Raw genomic sequence first — 17,343 nt, 5'->3', positions numbered from 1 at the left:
CCATGCTGTTTTAACCATGTCAACACTTTTTTGTTGAAAGTTTTTGGTAATACTTATTACTTCAAAACTGTAAAATAAAGTATTTCCCGTTGTAACAGCTCGGTTATAATACCATGTTTACTATCCGCTTGTCAACACTTTTTATCACTTAAGTTAAGAGATTATTTTATAGTGCCTTCCTCGGCGACAGCTTGTTTAGTTTAACACCAGGATAGTTTAATTTCAACGTCTTATAATTCTGTATAACCCAATAAATTTAATTTAGATATCCTTTTCTTTATTATTCACACTTTTGTCCAACATTAATTCCTTTTTACTAAGGTTTAAATCTAGTTTATTAACCTCTTGTTTAAGCATAAGCATGTCCCGCTGATAGACATCTTTAAGTGATCTGTTATATATAATGCTTGCAGGGTGGTATAGGGGAAAGAGCTTGTATACCTTTCCTGACAGATTACACTCATGCAATGTTCCATGCATTTCTCCGATTGAAATGCCAAAATTGTTAGTTATAGCTTTAAGCGGTACATTTCCAAGGGTTACTATAATGTGTGGTTTTATTAAATGAATCTCTTTATACAGCCATATCTGGTTTTCCTTTATATCCTTCATTGTTGCAGGTCTGTTAACTATCCTCTCGGTTTTAGGATTTAATCTTCCAAGTCTGTACTTTATTGCATTTGTTATATACAAATCGTCTCTGCTTATTTCTAATACTTCTATAAATTCATTAAGGTTTTTCCCTGCTGCACCTACAAAAGGCTTCGCTTGTTTAACTTCATCTTTGCCCGGTGCTTCTCCGATTATAACAACAGGACTGTCAATACAACCATGGCCAAGCACTATTTCTTTATCTTTGAATTCTTGTACATATTCGCAGCATAATTGTTCTAAGCTGTTTTGTATTGTATTCACCAAATTAGCCTCCGGACTCTTCACTTTCAAGTTGGTTTATTTTCTTTTTAACTTCCTTTATATCTTTAAATAATAATTCCTTTTTACTTTGATCTCTTAATAATGCTGCCGGATGAAATGTCGGCATAATCCAAAATTTCTTTCTTTCTATCCACTGTCCCCGTATTTGTGTTATTTTAATATCTCTGGCTACTACATATTTAGCCGCAGTACTTCCGAGGCATACAATTATACGAGGTCTTATTAAGGACACCTGATTTCTTAAATAGGGCAAACATTTTTCAGCTTCCTCTTCATTAGGCACCCTGTTATTGGGTGGTCTGCATTTCACTACATTAGCAATATAGTATTCGTCAGGTTTAAATTTCAGAGCTTCAAGTAATGTATCTAAAAGCTGCCCCGCGGGGCCAACAAAGGGCAATCCCTGCATATCCTCCTGTTCTCCCGGGCCTTCGCCTATGAACATTATTGGCGCACTTGGATTCCCTCTTCCTATTACTATATTTGTTCTGGCTCCGGCAAGGTCGCAATTTCTACAATTAGTACATGTAGAATTAAGCTGATCCCAGTTCAACAAATTAACTCATCCTTTTACAGTTTTTATAGTACAACTACATAATATTATAATCTATTATATAAAAATAGTCAGCCAGCCTTTTGTAACCATATTGATAAGATAGGTTATCATAAGTGCCAACTGACTATTTCTTATAATATAACAAACTTTTTTATTTAAACCTTGAGCCTTGTTTTAAATCTCTCTACCGCAGCTTGTGTGTTTTCTCTGCTTCCGAATGCAGTTAGTCTGAAATATCCCTGTCCGCTAGGCCCAAAACCTACTCCGGGAGTTCCTACAATATTGGCCTCACTTAAAAGTTTATCAAAGAATGCCCAAGAATCCATTCCATTTGGAGTTTGCATCCAGATATACGGTGCATTTACTCCTCCAAAAACCTTTATTCCAATGCTCTCTAAACCATTTTTTATTATGGATGCATTTGATAAATAATAAGATATTGTTTCCTTCACCTGCTTTTGCCCTTCTTCCGAATATACCGCCTCTGCTCCTCGTTGAACTATATAGGATACTCCGTTAAACTTTGTTGCCTGTCTTCTGTACCAAAGTCTGTTGAGTCCGATTTCGCTACCATCCGCAGTATAAGCTTTCAATTCCTTTGGTATTACCATATATGCGCATCTTGTTCCTGTAAATCCTGCAGTCTTTGAAAAGCTTCTGAATTCTATTGCTACTTCCTTTGCTCCTTCTATTTCGTATATACTGTGAGGAACATCCTTTTCGCTAATGAAAGCTTCATATGCAGAATCAAATAATATTATCGACTTGTTTTTTGCAGCATAATCAACCCATACTTTTAACTGTTCCTTTGTAAGTGTGGTTCCTGTAGGATTGTTTGGCAGACACAAATATATAAGGTCAACTTTTTCTTTTGGAAGTTCCGGAACAAAACCGTTTTCAGACGTACATGGCAGATAAGTCACGTTAGTCCATTTTCCGTCAATGTAGTCTCCTGTTCTTCCGGCCATAACGTTAGAGTCAACGTAAACAGGATAAACAGGGTCTGTAACTGCTATCCTTGAATTTAAACCGAAGAGTTCCTGGATATTTGCTGTATCACTTTTAGCACCGTCGCTTACAAATACTTCATCGAATCCAATTATGATTCCTCTATTTTTATAATCATTCTCAATTATCTTATTTATAAGAAAATCGTATCCCTCGTACTCAGGGTAGCCTTTGAAACTCTCTATTCTGGACATATCATCAACAGCCTTATGCATTGCATCTATACATGCCATAGGAAGCGGACGGGTTACATCCCCTATACCAAGCCTTATAATATCTGCACTAGGGTTTTGTTCTTTAAATGCTGCAACTCTTTTACCTATCTCAGCAAATAAATAATTTCCGGGTAGTTTTAAATGATTTTCATTTACTGTTGCCATTTTCTTATTCCTCTCTTCTATTATAATATAAAATATTCTTCTTAGTTAGATTTCAATTTCTCCCTCAAATACCTTTTCCGCAGGGCCTGTCATATACACGTGATTGTCCTTTTCGGACCATTCAATAAATAAGTCTCCACCAAGGAGTTTTATCGTGCAAGCTCTTTCAGATAAACCATTTAGTACTGAAGCTACAAGTACAGCACTGGCACCTGTTCCGCAAGCAAGGGTCTCACCTGCTCCTCTTTCCCATACTCTCATTTTCAAGGTAGTTCTGTCTATAACCTGAACAAATTCAGCGTTTATCTTTCTGGGAAACAGTTTATGTGTTTCCATTTTGGGTCCGATTTCATATAAAGGAAAATCTACGGTGTTATCTACATATGTTATGGCATGTGGATTACCCATGGATATGGCCGTAACCTTGTAGTTGTTACAGTCAATTTCAATACTCTCCGATATAAATCTATCCTTGTCACTATCAACAGGTATTTTTTTAGGCTCTAAGATAGGCTCACCCATATCTACTCTTACCTGTACTACTTTTTTATCTTCTATCTTTAATTCAAGCACCTTTATTCCCGCTAAGGTTTCTATTGTCAGGTTTCTTTTGTCTGTCAGTCCATTATCGAACACATATTTCCCAACACAGCGTATGGCATTTCCGCACATTTCAGATTCTGAACCGTCTGAATTAAACATTCTCATTCTAAAGTCAGCTATATTCGATTTCATTATAAGTACCAATCCGTCTGATCCTATCCCGAAATGTCTGTCGCTTACTTTTTTTGAAACAGTTGATGTATCTGCAATTATATTTTCCGTACAATCCACATATATATAATCGTTTCCAAGCCCCTGCATTTTTGTAAATTTCATTTTATTTTCTCCTTTCGTCAAACTTACAACAATCTTATGTAAATCGAATCATTTACTTTATTAATTTAACTTGTTCATATTATAACATACCTTTTAAGTTTTACAACGAATTCAACGCTTATACACTTACAACTATTATTTGTATTGTTTTACATACTATAATATAATTATGGTAAAACTTTTCAAATAAAACGTAATTGGAGGCATACTCTTGAAAACGTATTTTAAGAATTTTTCTGATTTTTTTTCACATGTTAAAATGCCCGGCTTTGCAACAATGATGTTGAGTGTAATCTTTTTATTTCTTATTGGCATAGGAATATGGGGTTTTTTAAGAATCCGCAATATTCAAAAAGGTAATCTGATAATTACCGAATACGGATTACTGAACAATGAAAAGGAAAAAAAGCCTTTGATTAAGCTTATTAAAAAGGATTATATTATTATGCTTGTTATGACTTTATTATATGCGATTCCGGCAATATACAATCTGGGAGGTTTTAAGATACCCGAAACGCCATGGGCTCCCGCTGATACGAATGACGGGTTTATTGTAGACCTGGGAAGAGAAGTAGAAGTTGCAAAAGTTATGCTTTATCAGGGATATAATGAAGAAAAATATGACGGTACCAAATTTAATATCAAGTTTTTTAATTCCAATGGTACATACTCATCTTCAGAGTCTCTTGAAAAATCAGGCTTTTTTTCATGGAAGGTATCTACCAAGGAATTTAAGACAAGTAAAATTCAAATTATTGCTGATAAACCCGGTGCTGCAATTAACGAACTTGCTGTATTTGAGAAAGATTCAAATAAGCCTTTTAAAGTTAAAAGCATAACACCTGTGTATCAAGTAACAAAAAGCACAATAAAAAGTCCTGACGGAAAACCTTATAAGTTAAGTAATCTACTTGATGAACAAGATAGAGTTGATTTTTATACTTTATCATCCACCAACACCTATTTTGATGAAGTATTTTATCCGAGGACTGCTCTTGATTTCATTTATAAAGTCCATCCCTTTGAAAGAACACATCCGCCTCTCGGCAAATATTTCGTTATGATTGGTATGCTTATCTTTGGAGTAAACCCATTCGGTTGGAGAATTATTGGTACATTATTCGGAGTAGCTATGATTCCTCTCATGTACCTGTTTGGTTATAAAATTTTCAAAAATAGATTTCTTGCATTTTGCACAGCTTTTTTGATGATGTTTGATTTTATGCATTTTGTTCAGACCAGGATATCCACAATAGACGTCTATGTTACCTTCTTCGTTATTTTAATGTACTACTATATTTACGACTATTTTGCCAAAAAGTCATACAAAGCCGGCTTCAAAAAGTCCCTTAAACCACTTTTCCTATGCGGCCTGATATTCGGTATAGGTATTGCCACTAAATGGATAGCAATGTATGCTGCTGTGGGGATCTTCCTTATACTTGTTATTGCAAAGCTTGACGAGATTGTTTATTACATGGCATATAAAAAGAGCGGTCTTTCATCCGATTTATTCAGTAAATTCTGGAGTAAGTACTTTTTTAAAACCGCGTTATTTTGTGTTTTATTTTTCATACTAATACCCGGCATCATTTATTTTGGTTCCTATACATCCATAATGCAGGTTCCCGGAAATGGTATCAAGGAGTTTTTTAACAACCAGTCTTATATGTACAGTTTCCACAACGATTTGCATGCTAAGCATAGTTATTCTTCGCAGTGGTTTGAATGGCCGATAATGACCAAGCCTATATGGTTTTATGGTTCTAAAGCACTCGCTGCCGAAAAATTAACTTCCAGCATCATTTGTATGGGAAATCCGTTAATCTGGTGGATTAGCATACCGTCACTAATTACAGGAATTATTGTTGCAGTTAAAAGAAAAGACAAATATATGCTTGTTCCTATTTTTGGTGCTTTATTCCAGTATATTCCTTGGATGGTAGTGCGTAGAATGGCCTTTATCTATCATTACTTTTCCGTTGTCCCTTTTCTTATAATTATCATTGTATACTTAATCAAAGTATTCATGGAGCTTGGAGGGAATACTAAAAAGATTGTATATACTTATCTTGCATTGACAGCCATAATATTTATTATGTATTTTCCAATTTTATCAGGTATGATTGTGCCTAGATGGTACGCAAGTATGCTACAATTGTTCCCGGGTTGGAGTTTCAGGTATTAATCTAAATAGAAAAGTAGGAAGTATATTTTGTACCGACCCCCAAAAGTTAGACCTAAAAATCTAACGATTGGGAGGTCGGTATTTTTATGGCAAAATACAGTTTCGAGTTTAAGAAACAAGTTGTTCAAGCTTATTTAGCTGGTGAAGGTGGTTATGAATATCTAGCTAAAAAATATGATATTCCATCATTTAACAACATCAAGAAGTGGATTCATAATTATGAAGTAATGGGCGATAAAGGGTTAATGCGTTCTAGAAAAAATGGAATTTATCCTTTTGAAAAGAAGCTTGCTATTGTAGAATTATATTTAACAAGTGAAATCTCGTATCAAGACTTAGCTCTCCACGAAGGAATCCATAATCCAACGCAATTATGTAAATGGGTTAACGATTTTCTGATTGCTGGTCCTGATGCTTTACGGGCAAAGAAGAGGGGACGGAAGAAATCATTGGATATCAAGAATCAAAAGGCAGAAACTCAACCTACTGAAGTGGTTCCTGTTGATACTAGTGCTGAACATGTAAAACAACTCGAGGATCAACTTCTTAAACTAAAAATCGAGAATGCATATTTAAAAGAACTGAGGAGGCTGCGTTTAGAGGAGGAAGCTCTTCTGAAAAAACAGCGAGAATTGTCCACAGCCTCCGAGGAGAATTCAAACTAAAAGACATTCTCGCAGTTGTTGGCTTTCCTAAATCAACATATATGTACTGGCAAAAACGATTTGATAGAGAGAATCCAGATCAGGAACTTGAAGAAAAAGTTCTTGAGATTAACGAAAACAACAAAGACTATGGCTACCGCCGTATGTATGGAGAACTGCGAAATCAGGGGTATCAGGTGAATAAGAAAAAAGTTCAACGAATCATGCAGAAACTTAATCTTCAAGTCACTTCGTTCACTAGAAAAAGTCGTAAGTATAGTTCTTACAAGGGCAAGATTGGAACTATAGCACCTAACAGAATCGGAAGACGTTTCAACACCAACATACCTCATCAGAAGATTACAACGGATACAACTGAGTTTAAATACTATGAGATAGATTCAAAAGGACATATGATAATGCGCAAACTATACTTAGATCCTTTTATGGATATGTGTAATGGAGAAATTTTAAGTTATGGTATAGGCAAGCATCCCTCTGCAATAAATGTGATGAATGCACTAAACGAGGCTATTGAGATAACATCAGATTGTCCTTATCGTAGAACTTTTCACTCGGATCAAGGATGGGCTTACCAGATGAAAGCGTACTCTCATCGACTAAAAGAAGATCGTATCTTTCAAAGCATGTCCCGGAAAGGTAACTGCCATGATAATTCTGTTATGGAAAACTTCTTTGGCCTACTGAAGCAAGAAATCTACTATGGTGTTGTTTATTATAGTTATGAAGAGTTAAAAAGTGAAATAGAAAGATATATAAAGTATTACAATGAACAAAGAATAAAAGAGAAGTTAGGATGGATGAGTCCTGTGCAATACAGGCTCAGCCTCTTGGCTGCATAAAAATAGAGTAGCAGCCATAAAGACTGCTACGCGTAAAAAGTCTAACTTTTTGGGGCCACCTCATTTTTTTAATATGCTTCCTACTTTTTTGTTTATAAATATATTTAATTTAAACAAAATAAAAAGCCCTGCACACAGCTTCAATAGCGAATGCACAAGACTTTGTGGTGGAGGGAGATGGATTCGAACCATCGAAGTCAGAGACAACAGATTTACAGTCTGCCCCCTTTGGCCACTCGGGAACCCCTCCATATGGAGCTGGCGGACGGAATCGAACCCCCGACCTGCTGATTACAAGTCAGCTGCTCTACCTGCTGAGCTACACCAGCGCATTTATAGCAGATACTTCAGTTTTCGTCGAGCAAGTGTTTCGCTCAACTGCCTGTCTATAATAACATGGGAATTAAGTAACTGTCAACACTTTATTTTAAAAATTTTGCTGTTATTTTTAGGAATATTTTGGAAGTATAATTTTGGTTTATTTTGAAAGTAAAAAGCAACTTTCTGTAAGAGAAAGTTGCTTTTTGTATAATTTAAATGGCGACCCGGAACGGGCTCGAACCGTCGACCTCCAGCGTGACAGGCTGGCATTCTAACCAACTGAACTACCGGGCCATTATTTAAAATTATAATGGTGACCCATAGGGGACTCGAACCCCTGTTATCGCCGTGAAAGGGCGGTGTCTTAACCACTTGACCAATGGGCCTTATTTATTCCGTCGAGCACCTCGCCGACTGACAAAATATATTGTAACGGGACATAGCTTAAAAGTCAAGCAATTTTTTTATCTTTTTTTAAAGTAATATTTTGCCATGTAAATTTTAAACCATATTTCTTACAAGGCTAGGCATCACCTATTTCTTCGTCCAAATATTTTTATAAAGGTTTGTTATAGTCAGTTTCACTGTTCCTTTCTCATTCAGTGTAACTTCTCCTGCCGCATAAGCCTCACCGGGGAAAATATAAAACGAGAAATCATCTCCATCTTTATAATTAAGACCTGATGTCCCATACACACCACTATCATACACTTTACCTTTGTAATCGGCTGTCATTTTGGCAGACATATCATAAGTAAATGAATCCTTATCTACGGTAGTATGACGTGTACCTGAAATCAGGGTAGCATTGGTCAATGAATATTCTCCACAAGCCCTAAAACCTATCCTGTAGCCTCCGGTGTTAATACCTCCTGTATTATCTATCCAACTCACATAGATTTTATTGTTTCCGTCCATATACAGCACGTTACCAACGTTGCTTTTTAAATCCTGAAGGTCAATTGCAATAGAGTATTCTCCCTGGATAACATGGCCATTTTTATCAGTAAATTCTTCTGTATTATTAACTATGTATGCCATTCCTTGTGTCCAAAGTCCAATATGACCTGTAGACCACAACACTAACATTGATATAGATATTAAAATAGCAAGAACAATTGTTAAATTCTTTAAATTAATTCGCAATTTATTCCCCCTTACGACTATTCTGATAGGTATGATATGATTATCACAAAAAAAGCGTGTTATTTCATTTTTATTGAAATACACGCTTTTTTTTGGTGACCCATCGCAGATTCGAACTGCGGACACCTTGATTAAAAGTCAAGTGCTCTGCCAACTGAGCTAATGGGTCATGCAAGTTTTCCGAATCACAAGTATAAATAATACTTAATAAATTCGCTTTTGTCAACTCATTTTTTTAAAAAAAATGAGCTTTTTTTTAAAAAAAAATAAAATATAATGGCAAAATGCCATTATATTTTATTTTATCAACTAATATTCTACGGCTAGAATACCTTTATAATCTGTTCTCTGTCCTTCCCTACGCCAATAAGGCCTATCTTTACCCCTACAAGTTCTTCAATCCTGTTAAGGTATTTTTGGGCATTCTGAGGCAGCTCTTCAAATGACTTAACATTTGAAATGTCTTCATTCCAAGGTTCAAATACTTCGTAGATAGGTTCACACTTTGCCAGTTCGTTAAGACTTGCAGGGAATGTTCTAATTACCTGACCGTCTTTTTTATATCCAACGCAAAGTTTTATCTCTTTGAGCTTTCCTATTGTATCTACATGGTTTATGGCTAAAGCTGTTAATCCGTTTATTTTTGCAGCATATTTAATCATAACGGTATCCAGCCAGCCGCATCTTCTTGGTCTACCTGTTGTTGTTCCGTATTCCCAACCAAGTTCTCTGATTGTATCCCCTATTTCGTTATTCTGTTCTGTTGGGAATGGGCCTGCACCAACTCTTGATGTGTATGCCTTAAGTACACCATAAACCTCATTTATATATACCGGGCCAAGACCCGAACCTGTGCACACTCCACCGGCAACCGGATTAGATGATGTTACGTATGGATATGTACCAAAGTCTATATCCAAAAAGTTTGCCTGAGCACCTTCGAACAGTATATCTTTCCCTTCGTCTATTGCATCTGCCAATATACAGGTTGTATCGGTAATGTACTTTTTCAACTGCTCTGCATACCCTAAATACTCCTTGATTATTGGTTCAGCCTCAAAAGGTTTCCCCCCATAAACTTTTTCTATTATAAGATTTTTTAACTCCAGATTGGACTTAACCTTTTTGATAAATTCATTTTCATCAATAAGGTCACACATTCTTATTCCAGATCTTTCAATTTTATCTGCATAGCAAGGGCCAATTCCTCTCTTGGTAGTTCCAATGCTGTCATTGCCCCTGAACTTCTCCTGAAGTTCATCCAATTCTCTGTGATAAGGCATTATCAAGTGAGCCCTGTCGCTGATTAAAAGATGGTCTGTTGTTACTCCTCTTTCATTTAAGCCCTTCATTTCCTGAAGCAGCACTGCCGGGTCTACAACTACTCCGTTTCCAATTATACAAGTCTTATTTGTATGAAGAATTCCTGAAGGTATCAGATGCAGTGCATATTTTACTCCGTTGGCTACAATAGTGTGTCCGGCATTATTACCACCGGAAAATCTTACGATTATATCCGATTGCTCAGCAAGCATATCTATATACTTCCCTTTACCCTCATCACCCCATTGAGTTCCTACTACTACTCTTACGGCCATTCTATTATCCTCCTATCCATAAATGTTCAAACCAGATCAAAACAATATTTCATACTTACGATATGTATCTTTTGCTAATTCAACCCATTAAATTATAACGTAGTGAAATTTATAATTCAACATAAAGTAATACAGACTATAAAATTAGTATTCACTTTTATCCTAGATTTATTTTATAGATAATAAAAATACCTGGAAATAAACCTCCAGGTATTTTTTATAAACATTTATTTGTTTTCAAGATATTTATTTAAGTTTTCGATCAATTGATCGGCGTCTATACCATGAATTGCACATGCATCTTCAATGCTTTCACCGGAAGATGACGGACATCCAAGACAGTGCATACCGCTTTCAAGAAATATCGGAATTGTACCCTTATCCAAGTTTAAAACGTCAGAAATAATCATGTCCTTAGTTACCTTAGCCATTATGATAAACCTCCTTATGATATTTAACAATTCAACAATTGCTGTCACTTTTGTATTATACACTATTCATTTTTAAAAATATACTACATAATTAACGCTTGCTTACAGTTTTATTTTCATAAACTGTTTTCTCCCGCTTTCATACAGGTTGTTTCCGTAACTATCAATAATTACAGTTAATGGAAAATTTTCAATTTCAAGACGCCTAACAGCCTCGGCACCTAATTCCGGGAAAGCAATAATTTCCTGACTTTTGATACATTCAGCCATCAGTGCACCTGCACCACCTATTGCACCCAAATAAACCGCACCATACTCTTTCATTGCGTCGATAACATTCTGGTCCCTCAGGCCCTTCCCTATCATACCTGTTTCACCGAGCTTTATCAGTGTTGGAGCATAAGCATCCATCCTATAACTGGTAGTTGGCCCTGCTGACCCGATGATTTCACCTTCCCTGCAAGGACATGGCCCAACATAATAAATCGTTTGGTTTATTATATCAAATGGAAGCTCCTTATTCTCCTTTAACAATTCTAGCATTTTTTTATGTGCAGCGTCTCTGGCAGTATAAATGGTGCCGCTAAGGGATACAGTATCGCCTGCTTTCAGCATTCTGGCCTTTTCCCTGTTAAAAGGTGCTGTTAAAATATGATGCATTTTTCTTCCCCCTTATAATGTCACTTCTGCATGTCTTGTAACATGACAACTTATATTTATCGCAACAGGTAGTCCTGCTATGTGTGTAGGATATGTCTCTATATTGACCGCCAATGCAGTTGTATTACCACCTAATCCTGCCGGACCTATACCTAATTGATTTACCTTCTCCAGCATTTCACTTTCAAGGTTTCTAACATAATCTATGTTGCTCCTTTCATTTATTGGTCTAAGTAACGCCCGCTTTGCCATAATGGAAGCCTTTTCCATGGTCCCCCCGATTCCTACTCCTACTACTATAGGAGGACACGGATTGGGACCCGCCTTGTCAACGGTTTCAAGTATAAATTTCTTTACTCCTTCAATTCCATCTGAAGGTTTCAGCATTTTCAGAGCACTCATATTCTCGCTGCCAAAACCTTTCGGTGCCAATTCAATTTTAAGTATATCCCCTTCAACAATATCGTAGTGGATTACAGCAGGCGTATTATCACCGGTATTTACTCGTTCAATAGGGTCACTCACAACTGATTTTCTTAGAAAACCTTCTTTGTACCCTCTTCTTACACCTTCATTTATTGCTTCTGCCAACCCTCCGCCAGTTATGTGAACCTCCTGCCCAATTGTTACAAAAACCACTGCCATACCCGTATCCTGACATATGGCTACTCTTTTATCGGCTGCCAGGTTAGCATTTATAAGAAGTTTATCAAGTATTTCCTTGCCAATCTGTGAGTCCTCACACTCCATACCTTTTTCCATAGCTTGTTTGACATCACTGTTTAGGAAATAATTCGCTTGTATACACAGCCTGCTGACTTCTTCTATTATTGTCGTAACATTAATCTCTCTCATGCTTCCTCCGTTTAAATTATTAAAGTAAGTATACTTTTTATTATACATTTGCCATTTTGTCTCAACAACAGTTTTTAAATATTTTATATTCGGTATAATAGCCTTTAAAACCCGTAAACTATAAAGACAAATCATCGTTTTTTTAGTATAATATTGATATAGAAGTTTTATTATTTGATTCCCAAAACGTTTTATTACGGGTATAAGGAGGCTATTTTTTGAAATCAACTGCCAGTAATATTTTGGTTTGCGTAACACAGCAAAAAACATGCGAAAGACTTATTAAAAAGGCGTTAGAATTCTCAAATGACGGGGATTCTCTGTTTATAATACACGTAGCAAAAAATGACTGGAGTTTCCTTGATAATGATAAAGAAGGGGAGGCACTGGAGTATCTTTTCGGTATTGCAAAATCAGTCGGTGCCAATCTGATGGTTTTAAGATCTGATGATATTGTAGATACCATTGTTTCCTATTCTCTGGAAAACAATATAGATATGTTGGTCATGGGTGATTCCAAAGGAGATCACAGCGAAAACTACTTTTATAAAGCTTTAAAATCCAGATTAGATAAGATTAATATACATGTGGTCCCTAACTAAAACGTAAAACGATAAAATATTTCCTATTTTGGATGGTACAAAATAACTATTTTGCCCTGAAAGGCTTGACTTTAGCGAGCTTTCATTATAAAATATTGTCGAATTCCATTTTTAGGAGGTTGTATATAAATGAATAAATCAGATTTAATCAATTCCATCGCCACAAAGTCAGGCTTAAATAAGAAAAATAGTGAAGCTGCTTTGAATGCTTTCATTTCTTCCGTAGAGGAAACTCTTAAAGCTGGCGATAAAGTTACATTAGTTGGATTCGGAACTTTCGAAGTTAGAGAAAGAGCTGCTAGAAAAGGCAGAAATCCTCAGACTAAGGAAGAGATTACTATTCCAGCTTCCAAGGCTCCAGTATTTAAGGCTGGAAAAGGTTTAAAGGATAACGTAAACGCTTAATGCTAAACTACATAAAGGGGGCTGTCATAAGGTAGAAAGTAATTTCTTTCTTACGACAGCCCCTTTTGTATTAGTTATTTTTTCTTATTTTCTCTATAATCCGGCATATAACTTGTGAGTTTGTTGGTTTTTTGGCATTTTCGTTCTCATCAATTCCTTTTTCGATGCAGTTTCTTATTGCTCTCTCAACTTTTTGAACCGGGACACCGTTTTTTTCAGCTATTGTCCTGTATACTCCTTTTGGTAAAGAGCCTGTTTTACAATAATAATCAAAAGATGTCGTTATTATATCTCTGATATAGGAGTACCCGGTCATGTGAGCTTTCAGACCGTATTCTCTCATATATTTTGTTGCAAGAAGTTTTAATTCATTATCTGTCTGATTTTTTTGTTTATAATTATTTGCCGTTTTATATGTATATTGACTTTTTCCAATTTGTGCTCTTTCAGAATCGGAATATAATTGCCTTACTCTAGTCGCAATAACGCTTTCGTCAAAGGGCTTAATTATGTAATAATTTGCCCCAAGATTCATAGCTCTTGAAATATAAATTTCCTGGCTTATTGCTGAAAAAATGATAAATACGGGTCTGCTTTCCTTTGTTAATGTCCTGGCATATTCTAGTACACCTATACCATCTAGCTTTGGCATAATTATATCCAATAAAACTACATCGGGTAAATCCTTTTCTATAAGCTCAATTGCTTGAAATCCATCCTGAGCTATGTTGGTTACCTCTAAATCATCATGCTCTGCTAAATTATCCCTTAATGTCTGTGCAGCCAACTGATTGTCGTCAGCAATTAAAATCCTTATCTTACTCATTGTACCTCTTTTTACCCTTTTCTTTTAATTTATCAGTTTATTTTGAAGATATGATCCCAAGTATCGTCCCCGAAACGGCATCAGGATCTGCAGAATCGCAATCTATAGCTGCGTCTGCGTATTTTTGGTACAAAGGAACTCTATTGTTATACAACTCAAGTAAAGTTCCCGCTGTTCTGACTAACTTTCTTGATGTATCCATTCTCTCTCTAATAATATCATACTTTGTGTCCAAATATATAATAAATCCAATGCTTTTTAAATAATTCATTGAAATTTCACTATGAACAAGGCCTCCGCCTGTTGATATTATACAAGTATTATCATTTATCGAAAGAACAGCTTCATCCTGAATTTTCATAAAATATTCAAGACCGTCTTCTTCCACAAGAAGTCTGGGGGTTTTACCCGTCAATTCACAGATGAGATGGTCAGTATCAATAAAGGTGTACCCAAGTCTTTCCGACAATATTTTCCCCACCGTCGTTTTACCGCTTCCTGGCATACCTATCAATACTATATTTTTTCGAGACTTTATCATAGCTTATCCCACCTGTTATCCATATCAGTTATACTCCTGCTTCCAGAGGCCATCAGTATACTATCTACCAGTGCCATTCTAACCATGGCTTCACAAATAGGGTATATTCTCGGTACAAGTGAAGGGTCGCTTCTCGATGCAAATTTATGGGTAACCGGTTCAAGAGTTGATACATTCACTGTCATTTGATCCTTTAAAATGGTTGGTGTTGGTTTAACAGCAACACGTATTCTTATTTCTTCACCGTTTGATATTCCTCCCAGCATACCGCCTGCTCTGTTTGTTTTAAATCTGATTCGTCCTGTTTCCTCGTCGTAATAAGGGGTATCATTACATTCCGAGCCCTTTTTGGATGCTACTCCAAAACCATCTCCTATCTCAATTCCTTTAACACCTCCTATGGACATAATTCCATGTGCAATTGTAGCGCTTAACTTATCAAAAACAGGTTCTCCAAGTCCTGCTGGTACTCCCTTTGCAATTATCTCCACAGCACCTCCGCAGGAATCCCCTTCCTTTTTTACCCGGAGCAAATCATCAATCATAAGCTTTGCAATATCTGAATCGGGACAATTTATCTCATTTGTTCTGTAATTCTGTTTGGCTGTTTCATATGAAAACGGTCCTGCTTTTATACCATGAGATTCAACTGTGAATGCTATTACGTCAATCCCCATACTATCGAGAATTATTTTTGCTATAGCCCCTCCTGCTACTCTTGCAACTGTTTCACGTGCTGATGCCCTTCCTGCTCCAAGATAGTCGGAATGTTCTCCATATTTTTTATAATAGGTATACGCTGCCTGTCCGGGTCTTAACAAATCCTTATTGCCTTTGTGCTGTTCTATATGGTAATCTCCTATATCACTGCTTGGGATAATCATACACACAGGTGCACCCGTTGTTCTGTCATCCTGCATCACTCCTGAAAATATATAAACCTTATCTGCTTCTGATCTTGGAGTATGAAGCTGAGACTGTCCAGGTTTTCTTTTATCCAGTTCCTCCTGTATAATCTGAGAGGTTACTTTCAGCCCTGCCGGAACACCGTCAACTATTACTGCCAGTCCTCCCCACAGTTCAGGCGGAATATCCGGATTCTTTCTGAAAGCTCCCGAATAGGATTCCCCGCATGTCGTAACCCTGAATAACCTTCCAAATGTATTTCCTAACATATAAACCTCCATATGCCGCAAATTTAGCGGCTGAATTATATTAATTGAATTTTTCCGCCGCAGCTTTTTACCGATTCAACAAAGCCGGGATATGTAACATTCATTGCCTCTGCTGTATCAATAATAGTTTCTCCATGGCAATTTAAGCCCGCTATTGCCAACGACATTACCACTCTATGGTCATCATGGCCTTTTACAGACGTTCCGTGTAATTTACTTTCACGTATAATCAATCCATCCGGGAGCTCGGATATGTCAGCACCCATTTTAGTAAGCTCAGAACACATTACGCTTATTCTGTCGGTCTCCTTTAGTCTTGCCTGAGGAACATTGACCAGTCTGGTTTCCCCTTTTGCAAAACATGCTGCTACAGCCATGGCAGGAAGAGCATCAGGTATGGAATTCATATCGATTTCCCTTCCTTTAAGACTCTTTCCATTTATTTTTATATTTTTATTATCGTATTTTATTTCAGCACCCATATCCTCAAGTATACCAAGAACAGCTTTATCTCCCTGAGGGTCGGACATATCAAGGTTTGTCAGAACCAACTCGTTACCGGATATTGCTGCTTGCACCATAAAGAAGGTTGCTGTGGAGAAATCTCCGGGAATGGTACATTTAAAAGGCTTGTATTGCTGGCTTCCCGGTATGAAGAATTCTTTCATTGAATTGTGTGAATATTTGATACCCAGCTTGTCGAGCCACCATAACGTAATTTCTACGTAAGGTATTTCATTAAGACGTGTAATTTTAACATGAGTATCTCTTTCAAGCAGCGGAGCATTTAACAAAACAGAGGACAGGTATTGTGACGTGATAGAATCAAGCTCCGTAAAACCTCCTGTGGCCCTTCCTTTAATAACTACAGGAGCTGATTCATTTCCTCTGGTTGTAAATGCAGTACCTCCCAGATTATTTATGGCTTTTACCAAAGGCCCAATCTGCCTTTTACGAATCTGATAATCTCCTGTAAAAACAGTATGCCCCTCAACAAGGGCAGCAGTCATAAGCCCAAGCCTGAGGCTTGTTCCGGAATTGCCTACATCAATAACATTTTCCGGAACCTGTGGACATGCTCCATTTCCATTAACCGTATAACTTTCTTCATTCAAATCATAAGTAGAGCCAAACGCCCTGCATACATCGGCTGCAGAAACTGCATCTGATGAAAGCAAAGGATTTCTGATAATACTTGTACCTTTTGCTAAACCTGCCAGAAATAATGATCTTATAGTGTGGGACTTTGATCCGGGTATGTTTATATTACCCGAAAGATCTGATTTTTCTACCTTTAAAAACATAAAATTCACCTACCATATTACCGTA

Annotated in this window: 17 protein-coding genes and 5 tRNA genes; 4 read left to right on the top strand and 18 right to left on the bottom strand. The window is 36.7% G+C overall.

Annotated features, from left to right (window positions below; all coding sequences use genetic code 11):
* Nucleotides 1-261: 261 nt before the first annotated feature.
* The 4 genes from L323_RS32260 to dapF all read right to left on the bottom strand — a co-directional run bounded on the left by L323_RS32260 (nucleotide 262) and on the right by dapF (nucleotide 3,759).
* Nucleotides 262-915, bottom strand: coding sequence for a uracil-DNA glycosylase (locus L323_RS32260; RefSeq protein ID WP_020815792.1), 654 nt, complete (start codon nucleotides 913-915; stop codon nucleotides 262-264).
* A gap of 4 nt (nucleotides 916-919) precedes the next feature.
* Entirely contained in the window at nucleotides 920-1,492 is a 573-nt protein-coding gene (locus tag L323_RS32255; protein WP_020815791.1) for a uracil-DNA glycosylase, read from the bottom strand.
* A gap of 155 nt (nucleotides 1,493-1,647) precedes the next feature.
* Nucleotides 1,648-2,880, bottom strand: a complete 1,233-nt coding sequence (locus L323_RS32250; RefSeq protein WP_020815790.1) for an LL-diaminopimelate aminotransferase — start codon at nucleotides 2,878-2,880, stop codon at nucleotides 1,648-1,650.
* Nucleotides 2,881-2,925: 45 nt separating this feature from the next.
* Nucleotides 2,926-3,759 carry a diaminopimelate epimerase gene (gene dapF / locus L323_RS32245; protein ID WP_020815789.1) on the bottom strand — a complete coding sequence of 278 codons (834 nt, stop codon included), beginning with the start codon at nucleotides 3,757-3,759 and terminating at the stop codon, nucleotides 2,926-2,928.
* A gap of 211 nt (nucleotides 3,760-3,970) precedes the next feature.
* On the opposite strand from dapF, the gene L323_RS32240 reads away from it, so the two are divergent.
* Together L323_RS32240 and L323_RS40800 are read left to right on the top strand one after the other, a co-directional pair.
* Nucleotides 3,971-5,947, top strand: coding sequence for a phospholipid carrier-dependent glycosyltransferase (locus L323_RS32240; protein WP_020815788.1), 1,977 nt, complete (start codon nucleotides 3,971-3,973; stop codon nucleotides 5,945-5,947).
* An 86-nt stretch (nucleotides 5,948-6,033) separates the two neighbouring features.
* A protein-coding gene (locus L323_RS40800; protein ID WP_242835281.1) for an IS3 family transposase occupies nucleotides 6,034-7,454 on the top strand; the annotation gives its coding sequence in 2 pieces (ribosomal slippage) (nucleotides 6,034-6,520 and nucleotides 6,520-7,454; 1,422 coding nt in all).
* A 165-nt stretch (nucleotides 7,455-7,619) separates the two neighbouring features.
* On the opposite strand, the gene L323_RS32225 is transcribed toward L323_RS40800, so the two are convergent.
* From L323_RS32225 to L323_RS32180, 10 genes are all read right to left on the bottom strand, one after another.
* Nucleotides 7,620-7,704, bottom strand: a tRNA-Tyr gene (locus L323_RS32225).
* 3 nt (nucleotides 7,705-7,707) lie between these two features.
* Nucleotides 7,708-7,783: transfer RNA gene (locus tag L323_RS32220), tRNA-Thr, on the bottom strand.
* Nucleotides 7,784-7,992: 209 nt separating this feature from the next.
* Nucleotides 7,993-8,069, bottom strand: a tRNA-Asp gene (locus L323_RS32215).
* Between the two features lie 17 nt (nucleotides 8,070-8,086).
* A tRNA-Glu gene (locus tag L323_RS32210) sits at nucleotides 8,087-8,161 on the bottom strand.
* Nucleotides 8,162-8,309: 148 nt separating this feature from the next.
* Complete coding sequence (locus tag L323_RS32205; RefSeq protein ID WP_020815785.1) at nucleotides 8,310-8,921, bottom strand: hypothetical protein; 612 nt, start codon at nucleotides 8,919-8,921, stop codon at nucleotides 8,310-8,312.
* Between the two features lie 93 nt (nucleotides 8,922-9,014).
* A tRNA-Lys gene (locus tag L323_RS32200) sits at nucleotides 9,015-9,090 on the bottom strand.
* 154 nt (nucleotides 9,091-9,244) lie between these two features.
* Complete coding sequence (locus L323_RS32195) at nucleotides 9,245-10,519, bottom strand: adenylosuccinate synthase (RefSeq protein ID WP_020815784.1); 1,275 nt, start codon at nucleotides 10,517-10,519, stop codon at nucleotides 9,245-9,247.
* Nucleotides 10,520-10,746: 227 nt separating this feature from the next.
* Nucleotides 10,747-10,950: a DUF1858 domain-containing protein gene (locus tag L323_RS32190; protein WP_014312471.1), complete on the bottom strand. Its 204-nt coding sequence runs from the start codon at nucleotides 10,948-10,950 to the stop codon at nucleotides 10,747-10,749.
* Between the two features lie 102 nt (nucleotides 10,951-11,052).
* Nucleotides 11,053-11,610, bottom strand: a complete 558-nt coding sequence (locus tag L323_RS32185; protein ID WP_020815783.1) for a Fe-S-containing hydro-lyase — start codon at nucleotides 11,608-11,610, stop codon at nucleotides 11,053-11,055.
* A 12-nt stretch (nucleotides 11,611-11,622) separates the two neighbouring features.
* A complete protein-coding gene (locus L323_RS32180; RefSeq protein ID WP_020815782.1) occupies nucleotides 11,623-12,465 on the bottom strand; it encodes a fumarate hydratase in 843 nt (280 codons plus the stop codon).
* Between the two features lie 218 nt (nucleotides 12,466-12,683).
* Between L323_RS32180 and L323_RS32175 the strand changes: the two genes are divergently transcribed.
* Together L323_RS32175 and L323_RS32170 are read left to right on the top strand one after the other, a co-directional pair.
* Complete coding sequence (locus L323_RS32175; RefSeq protein WP_020815781.1) at nucleotides 12,684-13,067, top strand: universal stress protein; 384 nt, start codon at nucleotides 12,684-12,686, stop codon at nucleotides 13,065-13,067.
* Between the two features lie 129 nt (nucleotides 13,068-13,196).
* On the top strand, nucleotides 13,197-13,472 hold the full coding sequence (locus tag L323_RS32170) for an HU family DNA-binding protein (protein WP_004621297.1): 276 nt from the start codon (nucleotides 13,197-13,199) through the stop codon (nucleotides 13,470-13,472).
* A 70-nt stretch (nucleotides 13,473-13,542) separates the two neighbouring features.
* Here the strand turns inward: L323_RS32170 and L323_RS32165 are convergent, their stop codons facing one another.
* From L323_RS32165 to aroA, 4 genes are read right to left on the bottom strand one after another with little or no spacing between them, the layout of a single operon-like run.
* Nucleotides 13,543-14,298, bottom strand: coding sequence for a response regulator (locus L323_RS32165; RefSeq protein WP_020815780.1), 756 nt, complete (start codon nucleotides 14,296-14,298; stop codon nucleotides 13,543-13,545).
* A 37-nt stretch (nucleotides 14,299-14,335) separates the two neighbouring features.
* A complete protein-coding gene (locus L323_RS32160) occupies nucleotides 14,336-14,839 on the bottom strand; it encodes a shikimate kinase (RefSeq protein WP_020815779.1) in 504 nt (167 codons plus the stop codon).
* Nucleotides 14,836-16,014 carry a chorismate synthase gene (gene aroC, locus L323_RS32155; RefSeq protein WP_020815778.1) on the bottom strand — a complete coding sequence of 393 codons (1,179 nt, stop codon included), beginning with the start codon at nucleotides 16,012-16,014 and terminating at the stop codon, nucleotides 14,836-14,838. Before aroC ends, L323_RS32160 begins: the two co-directional genes overlap by 4 nt.
* A gap of 35 nt (nucleotides 16,015-16,049) precedes the next feature.
* Nucleotides 16,050-17,318, bottom strand: a complete 1,269-nt coding sequence (gene aroA / locus L323_RS32150) for a 3-phosphoshikimate 1-carboxyvinyltransferase (protein ID WP_020815777.1) — start codon at nucleotides 17,316-17,318, stop codon at nucleotides 16,050-16,052.
* Nucleotides 17,319-17,343: the final 25 nt, after the last annotated feature.

This window comes from Ruminiclostridium papyrosolvens C7, assembly GCF_000421965.1.
Taxonomy (GTDB): Bacteria; Bacillota; Clostridia; order Acetivibrionales; family DSM-1351; genus Ruminiclostridium; species Ruminiclostridium papyrosolvens_A.
The sequence above is the reverse complement of the archived record's forward strand: the minus strand, read 5'-3'. Positions and strand labels throughout refer to the sequence as shown.

What these genes read in the sequence shown, in the direction of transcription:
- aroA (WP_020815777.1), bottom strand. Translation starts at nt 17,318, where the DNA reads ATGTTTTTAAAGGTAGAAAAATCAGATCTTTCGGGTAATATAAACATA.
- L323_RS32165 (WP_020815780.1), bottom strand. Translation starts at nt 14,298, where the DNA reads ATGAGTAAGATAAGGATTTTAATTGCTGACGACAATCAGTTGGCTGCA.
- L323_RS32170 (WP_004621297.1), top strand. Translation starts at nt 13,197, where the DNA reads ATGAATAAATCAGATTTAATCAATTCCATCGCCACAAAGTCAGGCTTA.
- dapF (WP_020815789.1), bottom strand. Translation starts at nt 3,759, where the DNA reads ATGAAATTTACAAAAATGCAGGGGCTTGGAAACGATTATATATATGTG.
- aroC (WP_020815778.1), bottom strand. Translation starts at nt 16,014, where the DNA reads ATGTTAGGAAATACATTTGGAAGGTTATTCAGGGTTACGACATGCGGG.
- L323_RS32160 (WP_020815779.1), bottom strand. Translation starts at nt 14,839, where the DNA reads ATGATAAAGTCTCGAAAAAATATAGTATTGATAGGTATGCCAGGAAGC.
- L323_RS32250 (WP_020815790.1), bottom strand. Translation starts at nt 2,880, where the DNA reads ATGGCAACAGTAAATGAAAATCATTTAAAACTACCCGGAAATTATTTA.
- L323_RS32195 (WP_020815784.1), bottom strand. Translation starts at nt 10,519, where the DNA reads ATGGCCGTAAGAGTAGTAGTAGGAACTCAATGGGGTGATGAGGGTAAA.
- L323_RS32180 (WP_020815782.1), bottom strand. Translation starts at nt 12,465, where the DNA reads ATGAGAGAGATTAATGTTACGACAATAATAGAAGAAGTCAGCAGGCTG.
- L323_RS32185 (WP_020815783.1), bottom strand. Translation starts at nt 11,610, where the DNA reads ATGCATCATATTTTAACAGCACCTTTTAACAGGGAAAAGGCCAGAATG.
- L323_RS32190 (WP_014312471.1), bottom strand. Translation starts at nt 10,950, where the DNA reads ATGGCTAAGGTAACTAAGGACATGATTATTTCTGACGTTTTAAACTTG.